This window comes from Roseitalea sp. (genome assembly GCF_984466335.1).
The window spans coordinates 1-19,891 of the sequence record NZ_CFIFWG010000031.1 but is presented as its reverse complement, the minus strand read 5'-3'; the positions used below and the strand labels follow the sequence as shown (position 1 = coordinate 19,891).

17 protein-coding genes are annotated in these 19,891 nt (G+C 65.9%); 7 read left to right on the top strand and 10 right to left on the bottom strand.

Annotated features, from left to right (window positions below; all coding sequences use genetic code 11):
• Positions 1 to 112: 112 nt before the first annotated feature.
• Genes AC5E6L_RS04750 through AC5E6L_RS04730 form a run of 5 tightly spaced genes read right to left on the bottom strand, consistent with a single transcriptional unit; the run spans position 113 to position 5,511 of the window.
• On the bottom strand, positions 113 to 1,315 hold the full coding sequence (locus AC5E6L_RS04750; protein WP_491230581.1) for a glycosyltransferase family protein: 1,203 nt from the start codon (positions 1,313 to 1,315) through the stop codon (positions 113 to 115).
• Between the two features lie 39 nt (positions 1,316 to 1,354).
• Positions 1,355 to 2,209 (bottom strand): FkbM family methyltransferase, encoded by an 855-nt coding sequence (locus tag AC5E6L_RS04745; RefSeq protein WP_491771614.1) that lies wholly within the window; start codon positions 2,207 to 2,209, stop codon positions 1,355 to 1,357.
• 3 nt (positions 2,210 to 2,212) lie between these two features.
• The gene (locus AC5E6L_RS04740) at positions 2,213 to 3,151 is read right to left on the bottom strand and encodes a hypothetical protein (protein WP_491771612.1); all 939 of its coding nucleotides are present in this window, start codon (positions 3,149 to 3,151) and stop codon (positions 2,213 to 2,215) included.
• A gap of 30 nt (positions 3,152 to 3,181) precedes the next feature.
• Entirely contained in the window at positions 3,182 to 4,165 is a 984-nt protein-coding gene (locus AC5E6L_RS04735) for an NAD-dependent epimerase/dehydratase family protein (protein WP_491230283.1), read from the bottom strand.
• Positions 4,165 to 5,511: a nucleotide sugar dehydrogenase gene (locus tag AC5E6L_RS04730; RefSeq protein WP_491230284.1), complete on the bottom strand. Its 1,347-nt coding sequence runs from the start codon at positions 5,509 to 5,511 to the stop codon at positions 4,165 to 4,167. Before AC5E6L_RS04730 ends, AC5E6L_RS04735 begins: the two co-directional genes overlap by 1 nt.
• 316 nt (positions 5,512 to 5,827) lie before the next feature.
• Here AC5E6L_RS04730 and fcl point away from each other — a divergent pair, with 316 nt between their 5' ends.
• From fcl to AC5E6L_RS04715, 3 genes are all read left to right on the top strand, one after another.
• A complete protein-coding gene (gene fcl / locus AC5E6L_RS04725) occupies positions 5,828 to 6,793 on the top strand; it encodes a GDP-L-fucose synthase (RefSeq protein WP_491230285.1) in 966 nt (321 codons plus the stop codon).
• Positions 6,794 to 6,951: 158 nt separating this feature from the next.
• Positions 6,952 to 7,662, top strand: coding sequence for an FkbM family methyltransferase (locus tag AC5E6L_RS04720; protein WP_491771609.1), 711 nt, complete (start codon positions 6,952 to 6,954; stop codon positions 7,660 to 7,662).
• Between the two features lie 239 nt (positions 7,663 to 7,901).
• On the top strand, positions 7,902 to 9,752 hold the full coding sequence (locus AC5E6L_RS04715; RefSeq protein ID WP_491771607.1) for an FkbM family methyltransferase: 1,851 nt from the start codon (positions 7,902 to 7,904) through the stop codon (positions 9,750 to 9,752).
• A 47-nt stretch (positions 9,753 to 9,799) separates the two neighbouring features.
• Here the strand turns inward: AC5E6L_RS04715 and AC5E6L_RS04710 are convergent, their stop codons facing one another.
• Entirely contained in the window at positions 9,800 to 10,732 is a 933-nt protein-coding gene (locus AC5E6L_RS04710) for an RgsD C-terminal domain-containing protein (RefSeq protein ID WP_491771605.1), read from the bottom strand.
• Between the two features lie 148 nt (positions 10,733 to 10,880).
• On the opposite strand from AC5E6L_RS04710, the gene AC5E6L_RS04705 reads away from it, so the two are divergent.
• Positions 10,881 to 11,555: a nitroreductase family protein gene (locus tag AC5E6L_RS04705; protein WP_491229284.1), complete on the top strand. Its 675-nt coding sequence runs from the start codon at positions 10,881 to 10,883 to the stop codon at positions 11,553 to 11,555.
• A gap of 51 nt (positions 11,556 to 11,606) precedes the next feature.
• Positions 11,607 to 12,746, top strand: a complete 1,140-nt coding sequence (locus tag AC5E6L_RS04700; protein ID WP_491229283.1) for a DUF2336 domain-containing protein — start codon at positions 11,607 to 11,609, stop codon at positions 12,744 to 12,746.
• Positions 12,747 to 12,770: 24 nt separating this feature from the next.
• Here the strand turns inward: AC5E6L_RS04700 and parE are convergent, their stop codons facing one another.
• A complete protein-coding gene (gene parE / locus AC5E6L_RS04695; protein ID WP_491771603.1) occupies positions 12,771 to 14,810 on the bottom strand; it encodes a DNA topoisomerase IV subunit B in 2,040 nt (679 codons plus the stop codon).
• Between the two features lie 137 nt (positions 14,811 to 14,947).
• Between parE and AC5E6L_RS04690 the strand changes: the two genes are divergently transcribed.
• Positions 14,948 to 15,736, top strand: a complete 789-nt coding sequence (locus tag AC5E6L_RS04690) for an ATP12 family chaperone protein (protein ID WP_491771601.1) — start codon at positions 14,948 to 14,950, stop codon at positions 15,734 to 15,736.
• Between the two features lie 59 nt (positions 15,737 to 15,795).
• Positions 15,796 to 17,328 (top strand): acyl-CoA carboxylase subunit beta, encoded by a 1,533-nt coding sequence (locus AC5E6L_RS04685; protein WP_491771599.1) that lies wholly within the window; start codon positions 15,796 to 15,798, stop codon positions 17,326 to 17,328.
• Positions 17,329 to 17,373: 45 nt separating this feature from the next.
• Here AC5E6L_RS04685 and radC read toward each other — a convergent pair whose 3' ends face one another.
• The 3 genes from radC to sfsA are packed head-to-tail and all read right to left on the bottom strand — an operon-like array spanning position 17,374 to position 19,725.
• A complete protein-coding gene (gene radC, locus AC5E6L_RS04680) occupies positions 17,374 to 18,141 on the bottom strand; it encodes a RadC family protein (protein ID WP_491229279.1) in 768 nt (255 codons plus the stop codon).
• A gap of 7 nt (positions 18,142 to 18,148) precedes the next feature.
• Positions 18,149 to 18,982: a type I methionyl aminopeptidase gene (gene map, locus AC5E6L_RS04675; protein ID WP_491771622.1), complete on the bottom strand. Its 834-nt coding sequence runs from the start codon at positions 18,980 to 18,982 to the stop codon at positions 18,149 to 18,151.
• A gap of 2 nt (positions 18,983 to 18,984) precedes the next feature.
• Positions 18,985 to 19,725: a DNA/RNA nuclease SfsA gene (gene sfsA / locus AC5E6L_RS04670; RefSeq protein ID WP_491771596.1), complete on the bottom strand. Its 741-nt coding sequence runs from the start codon at positions 19,723 to 19,725 to the stop codon at positions 18,985 to 18,987.
• Between the last annotated feature and the right edge of the window lie 166 nt (positions 19,726 to 19,891).

Below are 19,891 nucleotides of genomic sequence, written 5' to 3'. Positions count from 1 at the left end.
GGTTTCCCCCCCCCCCCCCCCCCCCCCGAGGGGGAGGAGAGGCACTCCTCTTAAGTAACCAATGGCTCCGCGGGGCTGTCGATATTGCGTCGACCGTTGCGACCGCCCTGCGCTATGCGTGCCGCATGATGGCGTCAAAACGGGTCGGATCGGCCTCCGGATCGATCATCATGGCGTAAACGCCCCCAGAGCCGAACCGCGACCCAAGATCGAAGGCGCGCCGCCGCATCTCCGATTGCGCGGCCGGATCGCGCAGGTGGCAAAGGGCGTTCTCGATGTCAGCGCGGCGATAGCCGCAGTTAAGGCCGATCCCGGCATGCGCGACGAAGTCCGCCGCGCCGCTCTGAACCTCGTGCAGCACCAAAATCGGCGTGCCCGCCGTCGCCATGATGAAGGGGATCTTGCTCGGCAACGACATCCGCCCGATGGCCGCGGCATGTCCGTCTGTCTCGCGCCCGTCCGTTGACGGCACAAGGACGAGGCTGGCCGCCTCCGTGTCCGCGCCGATCGCCTCCGGCGGCGACCCCCGTATTATACGCACGCCCGCTTCGGCCAGCGCATCCTCGTCGAGCGTCAGCCAGTGCGGATCCCCGGCACCGATGTGCCAGCCTATGTCGAGCGGCAGCCCGGCAATGGCATCGAGCATCCGCCTGAGCCATCCATCGTGCCAGACATTGCCCACCATGACCGCCCGCAAACGGCCATCGCTTCGCCGTTCCGGCACGGCGCTGGGCGCCGGGCGGATCAGTTTCGCATGGACCGTCGGCGGCAGGAGGTGAAAGTCGAGCCCGAACGCGTCGGTGTAGGCTGTGCGCATCGTTTCGGAGATGACGAACCGGCGGTCGGCCCGGCGAACGAGTTCGTCGAACATGGCGCGGGGAATTCCGTCGTTGAAGATCGCATTGTCGTCCATGACGTAGACGGTCAGCGGTGCGCCGGCGAGGCCCTTGGCCGCCAGCGCCATGGCGACGTCTTCGCGGGTGAACGGCACGGAGACGATCTGCTCGATGTCGAAATAGTCGAGGCGCGCGGTGGCGTAGGCGCCGATCTCGTCCCGGTCGGTCGCATAGCGGCCGTACCGGAACGCCCGCACGGGCTTGATGGTCTGCGCGCCGCCCCAATCGTCGAAGGCGCGCATCGAGACGAAGTGGGGCGCCTCCTCCATGATCCGGGTCATCAGGATGCCCGAGCCGTGCTCGAAATTCATGTCGTTGGCGGTGACGAGCAGGTGCACTTTCGGCCGCCCTGCGCGCCATGCGGCGAGACGGCGCTCAACGGCGTCCTGCGCCGGCGTCGGCGGCGCGGCAGCGCTCATAGCCGAGCGCCCTTCGATGACCGGATGCCGCCAGAAGCTTCAGACAATCAGGGCATCCCGGCCAAGCACGTCAAGGCACCAGTTGGCGGCGACCATGAAAAGCGTGTGGTCGGCGGTGAACATGACATTGCCCCAGGCGCCGGCCGGGGCGCGGCCCGCGCCGACCTGCACATAGAAGCGGTTTTCGGCCGTGCGGCCCAATGTCAGGAAGTGGAGGCCGGGCACGTCCCGCAGCAGTTCCGCATAGTCCTTCGGCTCATTGGGCACGTCCGGACTGCCCAACACATACTCATCACTCCAGAACTCACATAAGGTCACATGGCCCAGATACGGCAGGGCGCCGGTCAGCACGGCCCTGTCGTGGCCTTCGGTGTCGATCTTCAGGAAGCCGATATCGGGTGGCACGAGGCCGTCCGCCCGCAATGTCCGCAAAGTCCGCGTGACGGCCGGTATCGTCGAGGGAAAGTCGACCAATCCGGCCGCCCCGTACGGCGTCAGGGTGTTGAAAAGATGCTCGTCGCCGGCACCGCGAACTTCACTGGTGACTTCAGCCAAGCTTAGCTCTGCCCGACCGTCATTGTCGCTTACGGCCGCCTGAATGATCGCCACCTCCGATCGTCCGCAATAGCGTTCACGGAGCGCCTTGACCAGTGTCGGTGCCGGCTCGATCACGCTGACCGTATAGTCGAGCGACAAGAAGAGATCGGTGTATGCGCCGCGATTGCCGCCGATATCGACCGCTGTCTTGGTGGGGACCATCGGCGACAGGGCGCGGATCAGCGCGTGCTCGATTTCGGGCAACTCTCCCAGTCGATTGCTGAAATCGCGGTTCCGCAGGATATTGCGCATCAAGCGCCGTTCGGCATCGATAACCCATTTTTCGAGCGGCGCCATGCGTTAGGTCGCCTCTTTGCGTCGCGTCAGCTCCTCCAGTTCCGCCGTGGCCGCTGCAATGTTGTCATCGATCAGCGACAGGCGCCCTTTGAGGATGTGCAGGTCATTGTCAACCGTGCGTTTCTCGGTATCCGCGGCGGTGGCCACTTCCTCGATCAGGGAGCGCAGTTCGGCGTGAACACCGCCCGGCGCTTCCATCCGCTCGCATCTGGCCGTCAGGTCGTTGCACCAGCGGTCAATAAGGCCGATGTCGTCATAGATCTTGCTGAAACGGCTTTCGGTGGCTTTTCCCTTGTCCTGCACGGCGCGCAATTGGTCGCGGATCGTGCGGTTTTCGGCATCCGCGGCGGTGGCCACTTCCTCGATCAGGGAGCGCAGTTCGGCATGAACGCCGCCCGGCGCTTCCATCCGTTCGCATCTGGCCGTCAGATCGTTGCACCAGCGGTCAAAAAGGCCGATGTCGTCATAGATCTTGCTGAAATGGCCTTCGGCGGCTTCTCCCTTGTCCTGCATGGCGCGCAATTGGTCGTGGATCATGCGGTTTTCGGCGTCCGCGGTCATGGCCAGTTCCTCGACCAGCGAGTGCAGTTCGGCATGAACGCCGCCCAGCGTCTCCATCCGTTCGCATCGGGCCGCCAGGTCCTTGCACCAGCGGTCAATAAGGCCGATGTCGTCATAGATCTTGCTGAAATGGCCTTCGGCGGCTTCTCCCTTGTCGTGCATTCCGTTCAGGGCCCAGCCGGTGTCCTCGATCCGGGTCGAAAGGCGAACGAGGGCTATCCACAGAAGAAGCGGGGGTGCCGCGCTCAGCAGAACGGCGAGCATGATCAGCGGCGTGCCCAAGCCCGGCGCGAACATGGCGAGCGCGAACGCAAGCCCGGCATAGCACCCAACGATAAGCAAGGCGCGCGGAAGGAAAAGCGCCGATATTGCTTGCCTCATGGTCATCGCCTTTCCCGCGCGCTTTTTCTGTCAGGCAGCGTCCGGTCGCGCCTGGGCGTTGGCCACATACCAGGCCGCCGTACGGCGGATTCCGTCGTCGAGCTCCACCTTCGGGCTGTAGCCGAGCGCTGCGAGCCTGGATGTATCGGGGCAGCGCCGCAGCGTCGAGCCCGCCGGCAGGTCTTCGGTGACGATCTTCGCCTCGCGCTCGAAGCAGGCCATGACGCGTTCGGCGAGCGAGCGGATCGTCACCTCTTTCATGGTGCCGATGTGGTAGACCTCGCGGTGGGCGCCGCGCGCCAGGATCGCCATCAGCCCGTCGATGAAGTCGTCGATGAAGACGAAAGAGCGGGTTTGCGTGCCGTCGCCCTGGATCGGGAACGGCACGGGCCCGTCGGGCGTCCGCTCGGCCGCCTCCTTGGCGCGCAAGATGAACTGCGGCAGCACATGCTCCCACCCCATGTCCGGCCCGTAGACATTGTGGGGACGGAAGACCATGGCGCGTTTGTGAACGTCGCGATTGTAGTTGGCGAGCATGATTTCCGAGATCAGCTTGGAGCCGCCATAGGAGTAGCGCGGGTTCCAAGGGTCCGGGATCATCAGCGGAACGGCCTCGGGCGTCGGCACTTCGGGCGGCGTCTGATAGGCTTCCGAGGACGAGGCGAGGACGAACTCGTCGATCCCGTGGGCGCGGGCGGCCTCAAGGGCGGCGTACATGCCCCGCACGCCCACATCGAGGACCAGTTCGGGCCGGTTGTAGAAGTTTTCCGTCCCGTTGAGCGCGGCCAGGTGCAGGATCGAGTCGACGCCCTCGGCGGCCGCCTTCATGGCCTCGACGTCGCGGACGTCGCAGACCGCCAGCGTGAAGCGGTCGGCGATATCGTTGAGACGCGCCGTGCTGCCCCGCAGGTCATTGTCGACCACGGTGACGCGATGGCCGTCCGAGACCAGCCGCCGCACGAGAGCCGAACCGATGAAGCCGGTTCCCCCGGTAACCAGATAATGCTTGTCCATCAGTGCGCTGCCCCCAGATTTTCCCGGCCGAGGGCCATATAGAGCACGCCTTCCGGCATGGCCTCGTCGATTTCATCGTGCATGTTCCAATAATCATAGATCAGGCCCGGCCGCGACATCCGGCCGGCCAGGGCCGGAACGTCCATGGCCCGGAAGCGCGGGTGGTTGTTGGCGATGATGACGATGTCGGCTCCCTCGAACGCATCCTCGATCGAGGTGCAGGGCGTCAGGTCCATGTGCGCCCGCACATCCTCGGGCGCAACGACCGGATCGTAGCCGCGGATCGAGGCGCCGGCAAACGTCTCGCGCAACGCATCGCGGATCGGGTAGGCCATGGTTCCGCGCAGATCGTCGGTTTCGGGAACGCCCTTGAAGGCCAGTCCCGCCAGCGTCACCCTTGGTTCGCGCGCAAAGCCCGGCAGGCGGTCGGCCTGCCGTCGCATCAGTGCGACGGTTTCCTGCGGCTGGAGTTCGTTGGTCGCGCGCGCCGCGCGCGTGATCGTCATATCGAGGCCGTAACTTGCGGCGGACTCGGCGAGGATGTGGGGGTCCTTTTCGAGGCACGGCCCGCCGACGGGGCCGGGCAGGGCCACGTTGGTGCGCGGATAGCCGAGCTTGCCGGCCCTAATCACCTCGCTCGCCGAAAGACCCGCCGCCGAGCACAGCCGCGCCACCTCGTTGGCGAAGCCGAACATGACGTCACGATAGGTGTTGTCGATCAGTTTGGTCAGCTCGGCCGCTTCGAGCGAGGTCAACGCGACCGTGGTGTGGGTCATCGCGCCGAAGATGCGCTGGCAGCGCGCGCGGGTCTCGGGATCGTCGGCGCCGATGATCTGAGGCAATTCGTGCAGCTCGATCAGCGCCTTGCCCTCAAGCGTGCGCTCCGGACAAACGGCGATGGCGAAGCGCTTGCCCGTCGCCTCGAGGATCGGCTTGACGACATTGCGCGCCGTGCCGAGCTTCACCGTCGAGCGCAATATGACCAGAGCGCCGTCGGCCATGGCCTCGGCGACCTGGCGCGCGGCGCGTTCGACCGAGCCCAGATAGGCTTCTCCCGACGCATTGAGCGGCGTACCCACGGTGATGACGAAGACGCTTGCGCCGAAAGCCGGATCGGCTTGCTTTCCGACGCTGAAGCGCTTGCGGGCAAGCACGCGCTTGAGCTTGTCGTCCAGGCGCGGCTCGTGGAAATGGGCACGGCCCTTCCCGAGTTCGTCCAGAACCTCGTCACGGACCTCGATTCCGTGCACTTCAAAGCCTGTATCTGCCATCGCCACCGCCAGGGTCAGCCCGACATAGCCGAGACCGACAATGGCGATCTTGTGATCTTCGAGTGAAACGAGCATTGCCAATCCGCCCCCCGACTTGCAATTGCTTATAGGTATAGCCCCGGATCCGGAACAGGGCTCCTTATCGCGGCGGATGCGTATCATCAAGCGAAGAAAGCGCGCTTGCCGCATCACGCCGGCCATCGTCCTTGGTCATCTCCCGTGGCCATCCCCCGTGGCCATCCCCATTGACAAGTCCGTCCGTCATCGGATCGACCCTGGCGCGGCCGCCGCCGCCTCAACGACGCCGTTTCAACAGCGGCATTGCATCTGACCGGCCGCATGTCTATGAAGCACATGCGACGGGCATGTTTTCTTTGAGGGGCGCAAAGACATGGGACAGCAAGCTTACGCGCTGACGGGCAAACGGGTCTGGGTGGCGGGCCATCGGGGCATGGTCGGCTCGGCCATCGTCAGGGCGCTCGAAGCGCGAGGCGATTGCGAGATCGTCCGCGAGGATCGGGGCAGGGTCGACCTGCGCGATCAGGCCCAAGTCAGAAAGTTCATGGCCGATGAGCGCCCGCATGCGGTCTTCGTCGCCGCCGCCAAGGTCGGCGGCATCCTGGCCAACGACACCTATCCGGCCGATTTCCTCTACGACAATGTGATGATCGAGGCGAACATCATCGAGGCGGCGCACCGCAACGATGTCGGCAAGCTTTTGTTCCTTGGCTCGTCGTGCATCTATCCCAAGCTCGCCGACCAGCCGCTGGTCGAGGAAGCGCTTCTGACAGGCCCGCTTGAGACGACCAACGAATGGTATGCGGTGGCCAAGATCGCCGGGATCAAGCTTTGCCAGGCCTATCGCCGTCAGCATGGCCGCGACTTTGTCTCGGTCATGCCGACCAACCTTTACGGGCCGGGCGACAATTTCAGCCTGACGTCGAGCCATGTCCTGCCGGCCCTGCTGCGCAAGTTCGACGATGCCCGGCGGTCGGGCGCGCCGTCCGTGACGCTTTGGGGATCGGGAACGCCGCGCCGCGAGTTCATGCATGTCGACGATCTCGCCGACGCGCTTGTCTTCGTGATGGAGCACTATTCGGATGCGCCGCACCTGAACGCGGGCGTCGGCGAAGACATCGAGATCCGCGAACTCGCCGCGTTGATCGGCGAAATCGTCGGTTTCGACGGCGCGCTCGTCCATGACCGCAGCAAGCCGGACGGCACGCCGCGCAAACTGATGGATTCCTCGAAACTGGCGGCGCTGGGCTGGCGGTCGCGCATTGCGCTCAAGGACGGCATCGCGGCGACCTATCAATGGTATCTCGATAACGAAACGATTCTCCGAAAGTCGGCCTAGCAAAGCCAAGATGCCTGCCGTCAACGGTCGACCGTCATGCTTCATCTTTCACTTCCCACGCCAATGAAGGGCGCGATTCGCTGGCACTTAACGTCATAAGCATGCTCCGTCCTTTGCCAGGACGCCTATCGGCATGCCCGGATCGCGGTTACTGACACATGCCATTTCGCTGCGCGAAACACTCCGCACTGGACACCGAATACGCGCGAAAGCTCGTTCAATCTGGGGTTGTAAGCCTAAAAACCGTCTATGACGTTGGGGCCTCAAACGGTGATTGGTCCGAGGACATGGCCGAGGTCCTGCCTGACGCGAATTATCACCTGTTCGAGCCGCTTTCGGGCGCGAGCAGCCCCTACTATGGCGACATGCAGGAGTGCTTGAGGCGATTTCCACATTTCAAGCTGCATCCGATCGCGTTGGGCAACATCAACGGAACATTGCCGATCCAGGTCTTCCCGGATGGATTTTCGAGCACGCTGATCCCCTCGGAGTATCATCTCGTCAATGACAGGCACGGCGTGCCCGTGCGTAGATTGGATGATTTCGTCGAGGAACATCATCTGCCGAAGCCCGACCTTTTGAAGATTGACGTGCAGGGGTTTGAATTGGAGATTCTGAAAGGCTCCCAACAGACGCTCGCCCATACGAAGTGCCTGCTGCTCGAAACATGGCTTTATCGAGACTACGGCCCGGATACGCCTCTGCTGTCCGATCTCGTCCAATTCCTCGATCCTTTCGATTTCGTCGCGACGACCTTCGGTGACATGTATGCCAATGAATCAAATGCGCTAATCAGCGTTGATATCTTTTTTCTCAGAAGAGATCTGGCCGCCGAGACGGCCCGTCGTGGTTTGAAGCTCGTTGCATGAAACAGAACGCACGGCGGCTCTTGAATTCATAAAGGTCAACACGCATGACTGGTTTTGCAGAGGTTCTCGCACGTATCAAAGCTCTTGAGGCGAAAAGCAAACTCGCCCTGGCGACATCTCCGTCGGGGGGCGGCGCGGGTGTCGGTGACAGCAGGAGCCTGTCCGCTCCCCCGTTCGCTCCGATTACGGAGCAATCGCCGCAGCGCGTCGATCTCATCATCTGCCCCAGTGAGATTTCCATGTCGCACGGCACCGGCGTTCTCATGACGCGGATCCTTGAAGAGGCCGGCCCATTTGTGACCTTGCGGTCCTTCGACCATTGGGGCGGCGAGCAGGTGGTCGAGCCGGTCGAGGATATCCTGCTTCCGGACCTTTCCCGCGCGGCGAACCCGCGCGCGGCTGCCAGCGCCTTTGTCGCGCAGAGGTTGCAGGTCTACGATGTCCGGGTCATCGTGGCCGTCTGCTATTTTCCCGAGGATGTGCGTGCCGCACTTGCGGCCAGGGCGGCAACCGGCGCGCCACTGTCGGTCTACGTGATGGACGATCACGTGATCCATCACCCGGCCGTCGCGCGCGACGAGATGGCGGAACTGCTTGATGCGGCCGACGCCCGCTTCGCCATCTCTCCCGAGATGCGCACGGCCTATCAGAACGAGTTCCGCCGGCCCTTTTTCGTCTTGCCGCCGGTGGTGGCCGACCGCCTCGTCCGCAAGTCCGCTTCAAGGCCCGTGGTTCCCAACGGCCGTCGCGAGGCTGTCATGATCGGCAATGTCTGGCACCAGTCCTGGCTCGATCGGCTGTGCAAGGCGCTGGTCGAGGCCGACGTGTATCTGCGCTGGTATTCGAGCAATCAGGATCACCACTGGCTCACGCTTCCTGCCGATGTGGTTCGAAGCGGCCGGCTTGAGGTGATCGCCAAGGCATCCACGCAGGACCTCGTCAAGGCCGTCTCGGGTGCTGCCGTTGCGATCATTCCGTCGGGGACGTTTGGGGAAACCGGTCATCAACTGGCCATTACGCGCCTGAGCCTGCCTTCGCGCATGCCGTTCATCGTCGCGGCTGCCGGCACGCCGCTCCTGGTGCTCGGCGAGGCGGAGAGCGGCGCCGCGCGCTTCGTGCGGCGCTTTGATCTCGGCGAGACCGTGCCCTATGAGCCCAAGGCGATCGCCGATGCGATCGGTCGGCTGGTCGATGCCGATGTCCAGTCCCGGATCCGAGAGAAGTCGGCAAGCCTCGGCCCGCTCTTTTCCGCCAATGGTGTCTACCGCCTGCTTTCGCAATCGGCGCTGGCGGGCGCCGGTCCGGGCGAGGATCGCTTTGAGCGTGCATTCGAGATCGAGGCCGGCGAATTCGGCTACTACATTCCGGAATTGGTCGAAAACGGCGTGGTTGCCGACCAGGTCGACATGGTCCGGGCCTTTCGGCGCATGAAGCGGATGGGTTACACGCCCGATGCTGTGCTCGATATTGGCGCCTCCAGCGGCATTTGGTCGGCGACACTTCATCGTGTTTACCCGGAGGCGCGCTATGTGCTCGTCGATCCCCTGTTCAGCCGTTATCCGCCCGTTGAACACGAAGACAGGTTCGAGGTGGTCGAATGCGCCGTGGCGGGCAAGCGCGGCAAGATGACGTTCCAGGTCTCGGACGACCTTTACAACAGTTCGCTGGTCGCGATCGGCTCGGTGGCGGTGCAGACCGAGGCCGTTCAGGTCGAGGTCAAGACCGTCGACCAGATCGCCCGCGAAAAGAAGATCAAGGGCCGTGTTCTGCTCAAGCTCGACGTCCAGTTCGCCGAGCATCTGGCGCTTGAAGGCGGAACGAGGCTGCTGGCCAAGCAGGTCGACGTCGTCATGCTGGAACTGACGATCGAGCGTCCCTCGCCCGAGGCGAAGACGTTTCGCGAGATGGTCGACATCATGGACGGGCATGGCTTTGACTATTTCGACGAGGTCGGCGAATGGCGCCATCCCGGCACCGGGCGGCTTGAGCAGAAGGACGTGCTGTTCGTCAGGCGGGGCCTGTTCGCCGAGCCCAAGTCCTCCGAACCCAGGCCCTCCGAACCCAAGCTCGCCGAGGCCAAGCCCGGCTGATCCCGATCGCGCCCGGCGGGACGCGTCTCCTTCCACAAGGAAAAGCTTTATTGACTGGCCCGATCGTCCGCCACCACGCGGACCGTGACGTCACGGCCGGCCATGACCGTAAAATTGCGCTGATAGATCCGGTCGCGATGGTTGGCGATGACGGTATAGTCGCCCGCCGCAAGGATCATCGTCGGGTAGGCGCCCACATGTTCGGCCAGAACCTCGCCCGATGCGCCGATGACCGACCAGGCGGTGTCGGCGAGCGGAAATCCGTTCTCCGACCGCACCAGGTTGAGCGTCACCTGCGCGGCGCGGTGCTCGATGGCCGCTTCGGTCAACTGGCCCGCGATGACGCGCAGGTCGGCGCGGATATTGGCGTTGACCGCGCCATAGCGGGAGACGACATGGTAGGTGCCCGCCGGCAGGCGCACGGTCTTTCCAGCCGGCACGCCCGGCAGGATCAGGTCGCGTTCGCCGGCCTCGCCCATATCGTAGATATCGAAGGAAAGCTTGCCGCGCCGCACGGCCCCGCCCTCTGGAAGCGAGGCGTCGAGCATCAATCCGCCGGCGTCGAGCACCATGGTCTTGCGCCGTTCTTCTGCGCCGATCGAGATACGCGCGCTGGCGCTGGCGCGGCCGAAGGCGGCATGGACCAGATAGCTGCCCGGTTCGAGCGCGAAGCGGGCCGCGCCGCCCTCCGCGGTGGCGATCAGCGGCAGTTTGCCGTCCGTTCCGGCCTGCGCGCCGAACACGCGCCAGACCAGGCCGTTGCCGACCGTCGGTCCGGCATCGCTCAGCAGGGCTTCAAGGAGCAGTTCGCCGGCGGTGATGCCCGTCAGCGGCGCAATCCGATCGGCCGGCGCATAGCTGGTCAGTCCCGGCAGTTCGAGATCGAGCAGCAGATCGACGGCATCTGCCGGCACCTCGATCGGCGGCAGGCCATCGGCCGCCTCCTCATCGAGCCTCTCCTGGGCAATGGCCGCCGTCATCAGCGCAAGCACCGCAAGGGCGGCGCATGCGCGAGCGAACTGAGTGGTCGATCGGCGCAAAAGGCGAGTCATCGACCCGTTCAGACCGCAATCGGGTGGCAATTTCAAGGCCGATGCGACATATGGCGAGCGTGGAGAAGGAGTCGTCATGTCATTGATCCAGCCCGGTGAACGCCAGGAGGCCGTTCTTGCCTTTCTGGAGCGGCGCAAATCGGTTCCCTTGACGCAGTTTCGCGAACCCGGACCCGACGCAGGCGAACTGCGGCGCCTGATCGCGATCGCCGCGCGCGTGCCCGACCATGGTCGGCTCGAACCGTGGCGCTTCATCGTCTACCGCCCCGATGCCGGCGCGCGTATCGGCGAGGCGTTCGCCGCGCTCGTCAGTCAGCGCAATCCGGACGCCACCAAGGACGAGCTTGCGCGCGAGCGCAACCGGCTGCGGCGCGCGCCGGTCGCCGTCGGCGTCGTGTCGACCGCCGCCCCGCACGCCCGAATCCCCCAATGGGAGCAGTTCCTTTCGGCCGGAGCGGCGGCGATGAACCTCGTGACGGCCGCCAATGCGGCCGGCTACGCGGTCAACTGGGTGACCGGCTGGTACAGCGACGATGCGGGGGGCCGGGCGATCCTGGGTCTCGCCCCGCACGAGCGCATGGCGGCGGTCATTCACATCGGCAGCTACGACACCGCCATTCCCGACCGGCCGCGTCCGGACGTCGATTCGCTGATCAGCGACTATGAAGGTCCGTTCGCCGCGCCCGAACACGCCCTGGCCGAAGTGCCGACGGTTGCCGGTCCGTCAACGAACATGGTGAACCGGTCGTAAACCTTTTGTCCCTAACGTTCCGCCGAGCATGCGGAATGGGGGCGTCGACCATTGATCGTAGAACATTTCCTCAAATGGAAGGATTCGGCCGACGTCGCCCGGCGCGCCGCTGCGGCATCGGCGCTGGCGCGCGCCTATCTGCAGTCCGGTCTCGACGTGAGCGAAAGGGTGGCGGCGGAAGCGGCGCTAACCCTGCTGCTGGACGATCCCTCGCCGAAGGTGCGCTTCGCCCTCGCCGAGGCGCTGGCCGCCAGCGTCCATGCGCCGCCGCAGATCATGACGGCGCTGGTGCGCGACCAGATCGACATCGCCGCGATCGTGATCGCGCGCTCGCCGCTGATCGACGATCACGATCTGATCGAACGGGCGCGCACCTCGCCGGCCCGCCTGCAATGCCTGATCGCCGGCCGGGCGGAGGTCTCCAACCCGCTGGCGACCGCGCTGAGCCGCTACGGGGCGGCGGAGGCGGCCCTCGTCCTGGTCCGCAACGCCAATGCGCGCCTGTGCCCGGCGTGCCTGGGGCTTCTGGCCTCCCGGTTCGCCGCCCATGCCGGTCTGCGCGGTGCGCTTCTTGAACGTCGCGATCTGTCGCCCGCACTTCGCTACAGACTGATGAAGGCGGCCGCCCGAGCCCTGTCGGCCAGCCCGCTCGTGCGGGCCGCGGCCGGCCCCGACGGGGCGGACCATCTCGTGCGCGAAGGCGAGCAGAAGGCGCTGTGCACGCTGCTGGAGCGGATCGATACGGCCGGGTGCGCCGCGCTGGTCGATCCGATGCGCGATCATGGCGACCTGACCACCGTGCTTCTGGTGCGCGCGGCATGCCGGGGGCAGATCGACTTTCTCGCCTCCGTGCTGTCGGCGCTCACCGATATGCCGCCGCAGCGCGTGACGGCGATCCTCGTCAGTGAGCGCGTCAACCCGTTGCGTGCGCTGCTGGCCGATGCGGGGCTGGCGGACAGCGTCCAGCCGGTCTTCGTGCACGCGGTCTCGCTGTGGCGCCAGGTGGCCATGGGCCGTCTCGCCGCCGGGGTTCAGGAGGTCACGCGCCGCCTCATGGAACGCATCGAGCAGGACAAGGGCAGCCGCCGCGATGCGGCCAATGACGACATTGTCGGCCTGCTGCGGACCATCCATCTCGATGCGATGCGCGACAATGCGCGTGCCCATGCGCGCGATCTGGCCGCGGCCTGACGTCAGGCGCCTGCGCGCGGCTTCTCAGATATCGAGGTCCTTGGCGAAGGCCGCATTGTCCTGGATGAAGCGGAAGCGCGCCTCGGGCCGCGTTCCCATCAGATCATCGACGGCGCGGCGCGTCGAGGCGGCGTCGAGTTCGTCGATCTCGACCCTGAGCAGCGTGCGCACCGCCGGGTCCATGGTCGTTTCCTTGAGCTGCTTGGGCAGCATCTCGCCCAGCCCCTTGAAGCGCGACACCTCGACCTTGCCCTTGTGGTTGAATTCGCGCTCCATCAGTTCGGCGCGGTGGCTGTCGTCGCGCGCATAGAGCGTGCGGCCGCCCTGGCTCATCCTGTAGAGCGGCGGCACGGCCAGATAGAGGTGGCCGTTGCGGATCAGATCGGGCATTTCGGCATAAAAGAAGGTGATCAGGAGCGAGGCGATGTGCGCGCCGTCGACATCGGCGTCCGTCATGATGATCACGCGCTCGTAGCGCAAGTCCGCATCGCGATATTTCGAGCGCGTGCCGCAGCCGAGCGCCTGGACGATGTCGGCGATCTGCTGGTTGGCGCTCAGCTTGTCGCGGCCGGCCGAGGCGACGTTGAGGATCTTGCCGCGCAGCGGCAGGATCGCCTGGCTTGCCCGGTTGCGCGCCTGCTTGGCCGAGCCGCCCGCCGAATCGCCCTCGACGATGAAGATTTCCGCGCCGGCGGCCGCGTTCTGCGAGCAGTCGGCCAGCTTGCCGGGCAGGCGCAGCTTGCGCACCGCGCTCTTGCGGTTGATTTCCTTTTCCTTGCGACGCCGCAGGCGCTCGTCGGCGCGCTCGACCACCCATTCGAGCAGGCGGTTGGCCTGTTGCGGCGAGGCGGTCAGCCAGTGGTCAAACGGATCACGCAGCGCCTGCTCGACGATCCGCTGCGCCTCGATCGTGGCGAGCCGATCCTTGGTCTGGCCGACGAATTCGGGCTCGCGCACGAAGACCGACAGCATCGCGGCCGCCGAGATCATCACGTCCTCTGTGGTGATCGCCAAGGCGCGCTTGGTACCGATCATCTCGCCATACGCCTTCAGGCCGCGCGTCATGGCCAGGCGCAGGCCGGCCTCGTGCGTGCCGCCCTCGGGCGTGGGGATCGTGTTGCAGTAGGAGTTCACGAAACCGTCGCCGGTGTGCCAGGTGATCGCCCATTCGACCGCGCCGTGGCCGCTCGATTTCTCCGTCCTGCCGGCGAAGACCGTCTCGGAAATGCGATGGTTGCCGTCAAGCGAGGCTTCGAGATAGTCGCTGAGCCCGCCGGGAAAATGGAACGTGGCCTTTGGCGGCGTCTTGTCCCGGTCCTTGGGCGCGATCAGCTCCTCGGGGCACTGCCAGCGGATTTCCACCCCGCCGAACAGATAGGCCTTCGAGCGCGCCATCCTGGCGAGCAGGGCCGGATCGAAGCGGGCGTTCTCGCCGAAGATTTGCGCGTCCGGATGGAACCGCACCGTCGTGCCGCGCCGGTTGTGCACCTCGCCCAGATCCTCAAGCGGGCCGCGCGCCTTGCCGCGCTCGAAGCGCTGGCGATAGAGCCTGCGGTTGCGCGCGACCTCCACGTCGAGACTGTCCGACAGGGCGTTGACCACCGACACGCCGACGCCGTGCAGGCCGCCGGACGTCTCATAGGCCTTGCCGTCGAACTTGCCGCCCGCGTGCAGCGTCGTCATGATCACTTCGAGCGCCGACTTGTCCTTGAACTTGGGGTGCGGATCGACCGGAATGCCGCGGCCATTGTCGGTGACGGTGAGCGATCCGTCCGCTTCCAGCGCAACCTCGATGAAGCTGGCGTGCCCGGCGACGGCCTCGTCCATCGCATTGTCGATCACCTCGGCGAACAGGTGATGCAGCGCCTTTGCGTCGGTGCCGCCGATATACATGCCCGGCCGCCGCCGGACCGGCTCCAGCCCTTCGAGCACCTCGATGGACGAGGCGTCGTAGCCGCCATCGCCCGCGCGGGGCGCGGCGGGCTTGCCGGCCGCCCGGCGCGGCGGCGTCCTGCGCGCGGGCGCTGCTTGCGATGAGCCGAAGAGATCGCCTGAGTCGTCCATTGCCATGTCGTTTCGAACAAGCCCCGAATCAGGCCGCACTATGGCACAGCCGCCCGCGATCCGGGAAATGGCGCCCTGCTTGTGCGCGCCGGCCGGTCGGTCTATCCCGTATGCCGACGATGACGGGAGCATGAGCGGTGCGTGATACTCTTTCGGAGCCGGGCGAGGGGCGCGGCAATGACAGAAACCCGGTCAAAGCGGCGCAGGAGGCGATGCGCGCGCCGCTGCCCGGGCGCTTTTACGCCGAGGTGAGCGTGGCCGCCGACGAGGACGGCTTTTCCGTCCGGCTGGACGGCGGCACGGCGCGGACGCCCGGCGGCAGCCCCATCCGGCTCGCGACCGAGCCCGCCGCCCGGATCGTCGCCGACGAGTTCTCCGCCCAGGGCGCGGTCATCGATCCGGCGACCATGCCGGCCTGGCGCCTCGTCAACACGGCCATCGACGGCGTGGCCACGGACCGGCAGGCGGTGGTCGAGGATATCGTCCGTTTCTTCGGCTCTGACCTTTTGTGCTACCGCGCCGATGCGCCCGCCGCGCTGGTCAAGGCCCAAAGCGCCCGGTGGGACGGCCCGCTCGCCTGGGCCGAGGGCGTGGCCGGACACCGCTTCAACCTCGCCGAGGGGCTGATGCATGTGACCCAGCCGCGCCAGACGCTCGCCGCCATGGGTGCGCTGATCGGGCAGATCGCCGATCCGGTCGCGCTCGCCGCGCAGCATTCGATGACGACGCTGACCAGTTCGGCCGTTCTCGCCTACGGCGTCTTTCGCCGCCAATGGACCGCCGCCGAAGCCTGGCAGGCCGCGCATGTGGACGAGGACTTCAACATCGCGCGATGGGGTGAGGACGCCGAGGCGAAGGCGCGCCGCGACCGGCGCTGGCACGAGATGGAGGCGGCCTCGCGCATGGTGCGCGCGCTCGGCGCATAGGCCGAAAGGTGGCCTTGCGCGCTAGCGATGGGGCAAAACGACAAAGGCGGGGACAGCCCATGAAAGAGGTCATCGAGGAACTCGAACAGCGTCGCGCGGTGGCGATGGTCGGCGGCGGGCAGAGGCGCATCGACGCCCAGCACGCGCGCGGCAAGCTGACCGCGCGCGAACGGTTGGCCGTGCTGCTCGACGCCGGCAGCTTCGAGGAGTTCGACATGTTCGTCGAGCACCGCTGCACCGATTTCGGCATGGACGAGACCAGGATTCCCGGCGACGGCGTGGTCACCGGCTGGGGCACGGTCAACGGCCGGGCCGTGTTCGTCTTCGCCAAGGACTTCACCGTGTTCGGCGGTTCGCTGTCGGAAACCCATGCCGGCAAGATCATGAAGGTCCAGGACATGGCGCTCAGGAACCGGGCGCCGATCATCGGCCTTTACGATGCGGGCGGGGCGCGCATCCAGGAAGGGGTGGCGGCGCTGGGCGGCTATGCCGAAGTGTTCCAGCGCAACATTCTGGCCTCGGGCGTCATCCCGCAGATTTCGGTGATCATGGGGCCGTGCGCGGGGGGCGACGTCTATTCGCCGGCCATGACCGACTTCATCTTCATGGTGCGCGAGCGCTCCTACATGTTCGTGACCGGCCCCGACGTGGTCAAGACCGTCACCAACGAGACGGTGACCGCCGAGGAGCTGGGCGGCGCCAGGGTGCACACCACCAGATCGTCGATCGCCGACGGCGCCTACGATCACGATGTGGAGGCGCTGTTGCAGATGCGCCGGCTGGTCGACTTCCTGCCCTCCTCGAACATCGCGCCGGTTCCGGAACTGGAAATCCACCAGCCGATCGGCGAGGACGACCCTTCGCTGGACACGCTCGTGCCCGACAATGCCAACAAGCCCTACGACATCAAGGAACTGATCGCCAAGACGGTCGACGAGGGCGACTTCTTCGAGATCCAGGCCGATTTCGCCGGCAACATCGTCACCGGCTTCGGCCGGATGGAGGGGCGCACGACGGGCTTCGTCGCCAACCAGCCGCTGGTGCTCGCCGGCGTGCTCGACAGCGACGCCAGCCGCAAGGCGGCGCGCTTCGTGCGCTTTTGCGATGCCTTTTCGATCCCGGTCGTCACCTTCGTCGACGTGCCGGGCTTCCTGCCGGGCACGGCGCAGGAATATGGCGGGCTGATCAAGCACGGCGCGAAGCTGCTGTTCGCCTATGGCGAGGCGACCGTGCCCAAGATCACCGTGATCACGCGCAAGGCGTTCGGCGGCGCCTATGACGTGATGGCGTCGAAACATCTGCGCGGCGACATCAACTATGCCTGGCCGAGCGCGCAGATCGCGGTGATGGGCGCCAGGGGCGCCGTCGAGATCATCCACCGCAAGGATCTGGACGATCCCGACAAGATCGCCGCGCACACGCAATCCTACGAGGACCGCTTCCTGTCGCCCTTCGTCGCCGCCGAGCGCGGCTATATCGACGAGGTGATCATGCCGCGCTCGACCCGCAGGCGCGTCGCGAAAGCGCTGCGGCTGCTCAGGAACAAGGACCTCGAAAACCCCTGGAAGAAGCACGACAACATCCCGTTGTGATCTGCGGTCTCGCCCTTTGCGACTCGCAAAGGGCAGGGCTAGAAATCACACCAGCCCCAGCCCCTTCAGGCTCGCATGGCCGGCCTTGCCGATGATCACATGGTCATGGACGACAATGTCGAGCGGTTCCAGAACCTCCATGATCTTCCTGGTCATCCGGATGTCGGCGCGCGACGGCGTGGGATCGCCGGAAGGGTGGTTGTGCACCAGGATGACGGCCGTCGCGTGCAGTTCGACCGCGCGTCGCAGCACCTCGCGCGGATAGACGGGCGTATGGTCCACCGTGCCGGTCTGCTGCACCTCGTCGGCGATCAGCCCGTTCTTCTTGTCCAGATAAAGGACGCGGAACTGCTCGCGGCTCTCATGGGCCATGGCCGCGGTGCAATAGTCGATCACCGCCGACCAGGAACTGAGGACCTGCCGGTCGTCGATGCCCTGGCGCACCAGCAGCCTGGCGGCCTGGGCGACGATCTTGAGGTCGAAGGCGCTGGCTTCGCCCATGCCGGACACCTCGGCGAGCCGCGCCGTGTCCGCGCCCAGCACGGCCCCGAAGGAGCCGAAGCGCGCGATCAGCGCCTTGGCGATGGGCTTGGTGTCGCGGCGCGGGATCGAGCGGTAAAGCAAGAGCTCCAGCAGTTCATAGTCGGCCAGCGCATCGGCACCGGCCCTTGCGAAGCGCGCGCGCAGCCGGTCGCGGTGGCCGGCATGGGGCGAGGCGCGTTTGGCGGGTTTTGCGCGGGTGAACGGACCGCCCCCGCGCGCCTCGCGCAGGAAGGCGTCGCGCTCGTCATGGCCGTCGCGATCGTCCGCCATGACTGAATTATCGTTCGATGGGCAGGCCCGGCCTGTCGAGCCCGCCCGGCGACAGGGTGAAGATTTCCCGGCCCGCTTCGGTCACGCCGACGGTATGCTCGTACTGCGCCGAAAGCGACCGGTCGCGCGTGACCGCGGTCCATCCGTCCGACAGCACCTTCACATGGGCGCGGCCCAGATTGATCATCGGCTCGACGGTGAAGATCATGCCGGGCTTGATTTCGGCGCCCTCGTCCGCGCGGCCGTAGTGGAGCACGTTCGGCGCGTCATGGAAGAGACGGCCGATGCCGTGGCCGCAGAAATCGCGCACCACCGAGCAACGCTCGGCCTCCGCGTAAGCCTGGATCGCCGCCCCGATCGCGCCCATCCGCGCGCCTGGCCTGACGGCGGCGATCCCGCGCATCATGCACTCATAGGTGACGTCCATCAGGCGCTCGGCGGCGCGCTTGGGCCGGCCGACCGGGTACATGCGCGACGTGTCGCCGTGCCATCCATCGACCACATAGGTGACGTCGATGTTGACGATGTCGCCGTCGCGCAGCGGCTTGTCGTTGGGAATGCCGTGGCAGACCACATGGTTGATCGAGGTACAGCTTGACTTTGTGTAGCCGCGATAGTTGAGCGTTGCCGGCACCGCGCCGTGATCCATGCCGAACTCGAACAGGAACCGGTCGATCTGGTTCGTCGTCGTGCCCGGCTTGACCAGGCCGGCCAATTCGTCGAGCGCCTTTGCGGCCAGCGCGCCCGCCTTGCGCATGGCCGCAAACCCTTCCGCGCCGTGCAGGCGGATCTGCCCGGTATTCTTCACCGGGGCGATGGCCGCGTCGAGATAGGTCACCATGGTCATCGGTCCGCAAGCTCGTTTCGGGGAGCGCCCGCCGCCGGCTCGCCGATGGCGAGCAGCGTGTCGGGCGTGATGGCCGTCTTCGAGATTTGGCACCGAACCGCGAACGCTTCAACCCCGCGTGCCGTCGCCCTGTCGAATTCGGCCGCGTAGCCGGGGTCCAGATCGCGGCACAGCCTGAATGTGTCGCAATCGCCGCGCTGGATCACGAACACCATGATCGCGCGATGGCCGGCCTCGGCCATCGCGCCCAGTTCGCGCAGATGTTTTGCGCCCCGGCTCGTCCTGGTGTCGGGAAATTCGGCCAGGCCCGGCACGCGCCGCAGATGGACGTTCTTGACCTCGACATAGGCGCTGCCGCGCGCCGGATCGTCGAGCAGAAGGTCGATACGGGAATTTGTGCCGTACTTCTGCTCGCGCGCCAGCGTCGCATAGTCGGCCAGATCGGCGACAAGGCCCGCCGCGATGGCTTCTTCAGCCAGGCGGTTGGGCAGGCCGGTGTTGATGCCGACAAGCGTGCCGTCGGCCTCGACGATCTCAAGGCGGTGCGCGTATTTTCGCTTCGGGTCATCGGAGCGGGAGAGGTAAACGCGTGAACCGGGCCTCGTCAGCCCCATCATCGAGCCGGTGTTGGGCACCGAAACGGTGACCACCTCGCCGCCGGGCAAGGTCACGTCGGCCAGAAAGCGCGTGTAGCGGCGCACAAGCTCCGCTTCGATCAGGGGCGGGTCGAACTGCACGCGACCAACGGCCCTAGAGCGGCTTGTCTTTGGCTGGAATCGCCTGAGCGCCGGGATTTTGCGATCCGGCAGGGCGCGCGCAACACCGTCCAGAGCGCAAAAGACCAGGCTCGGGCGATGTGCGGCTATCATGTGATTTCAATGTGTTGCCGGCCTCCGGCTTGGA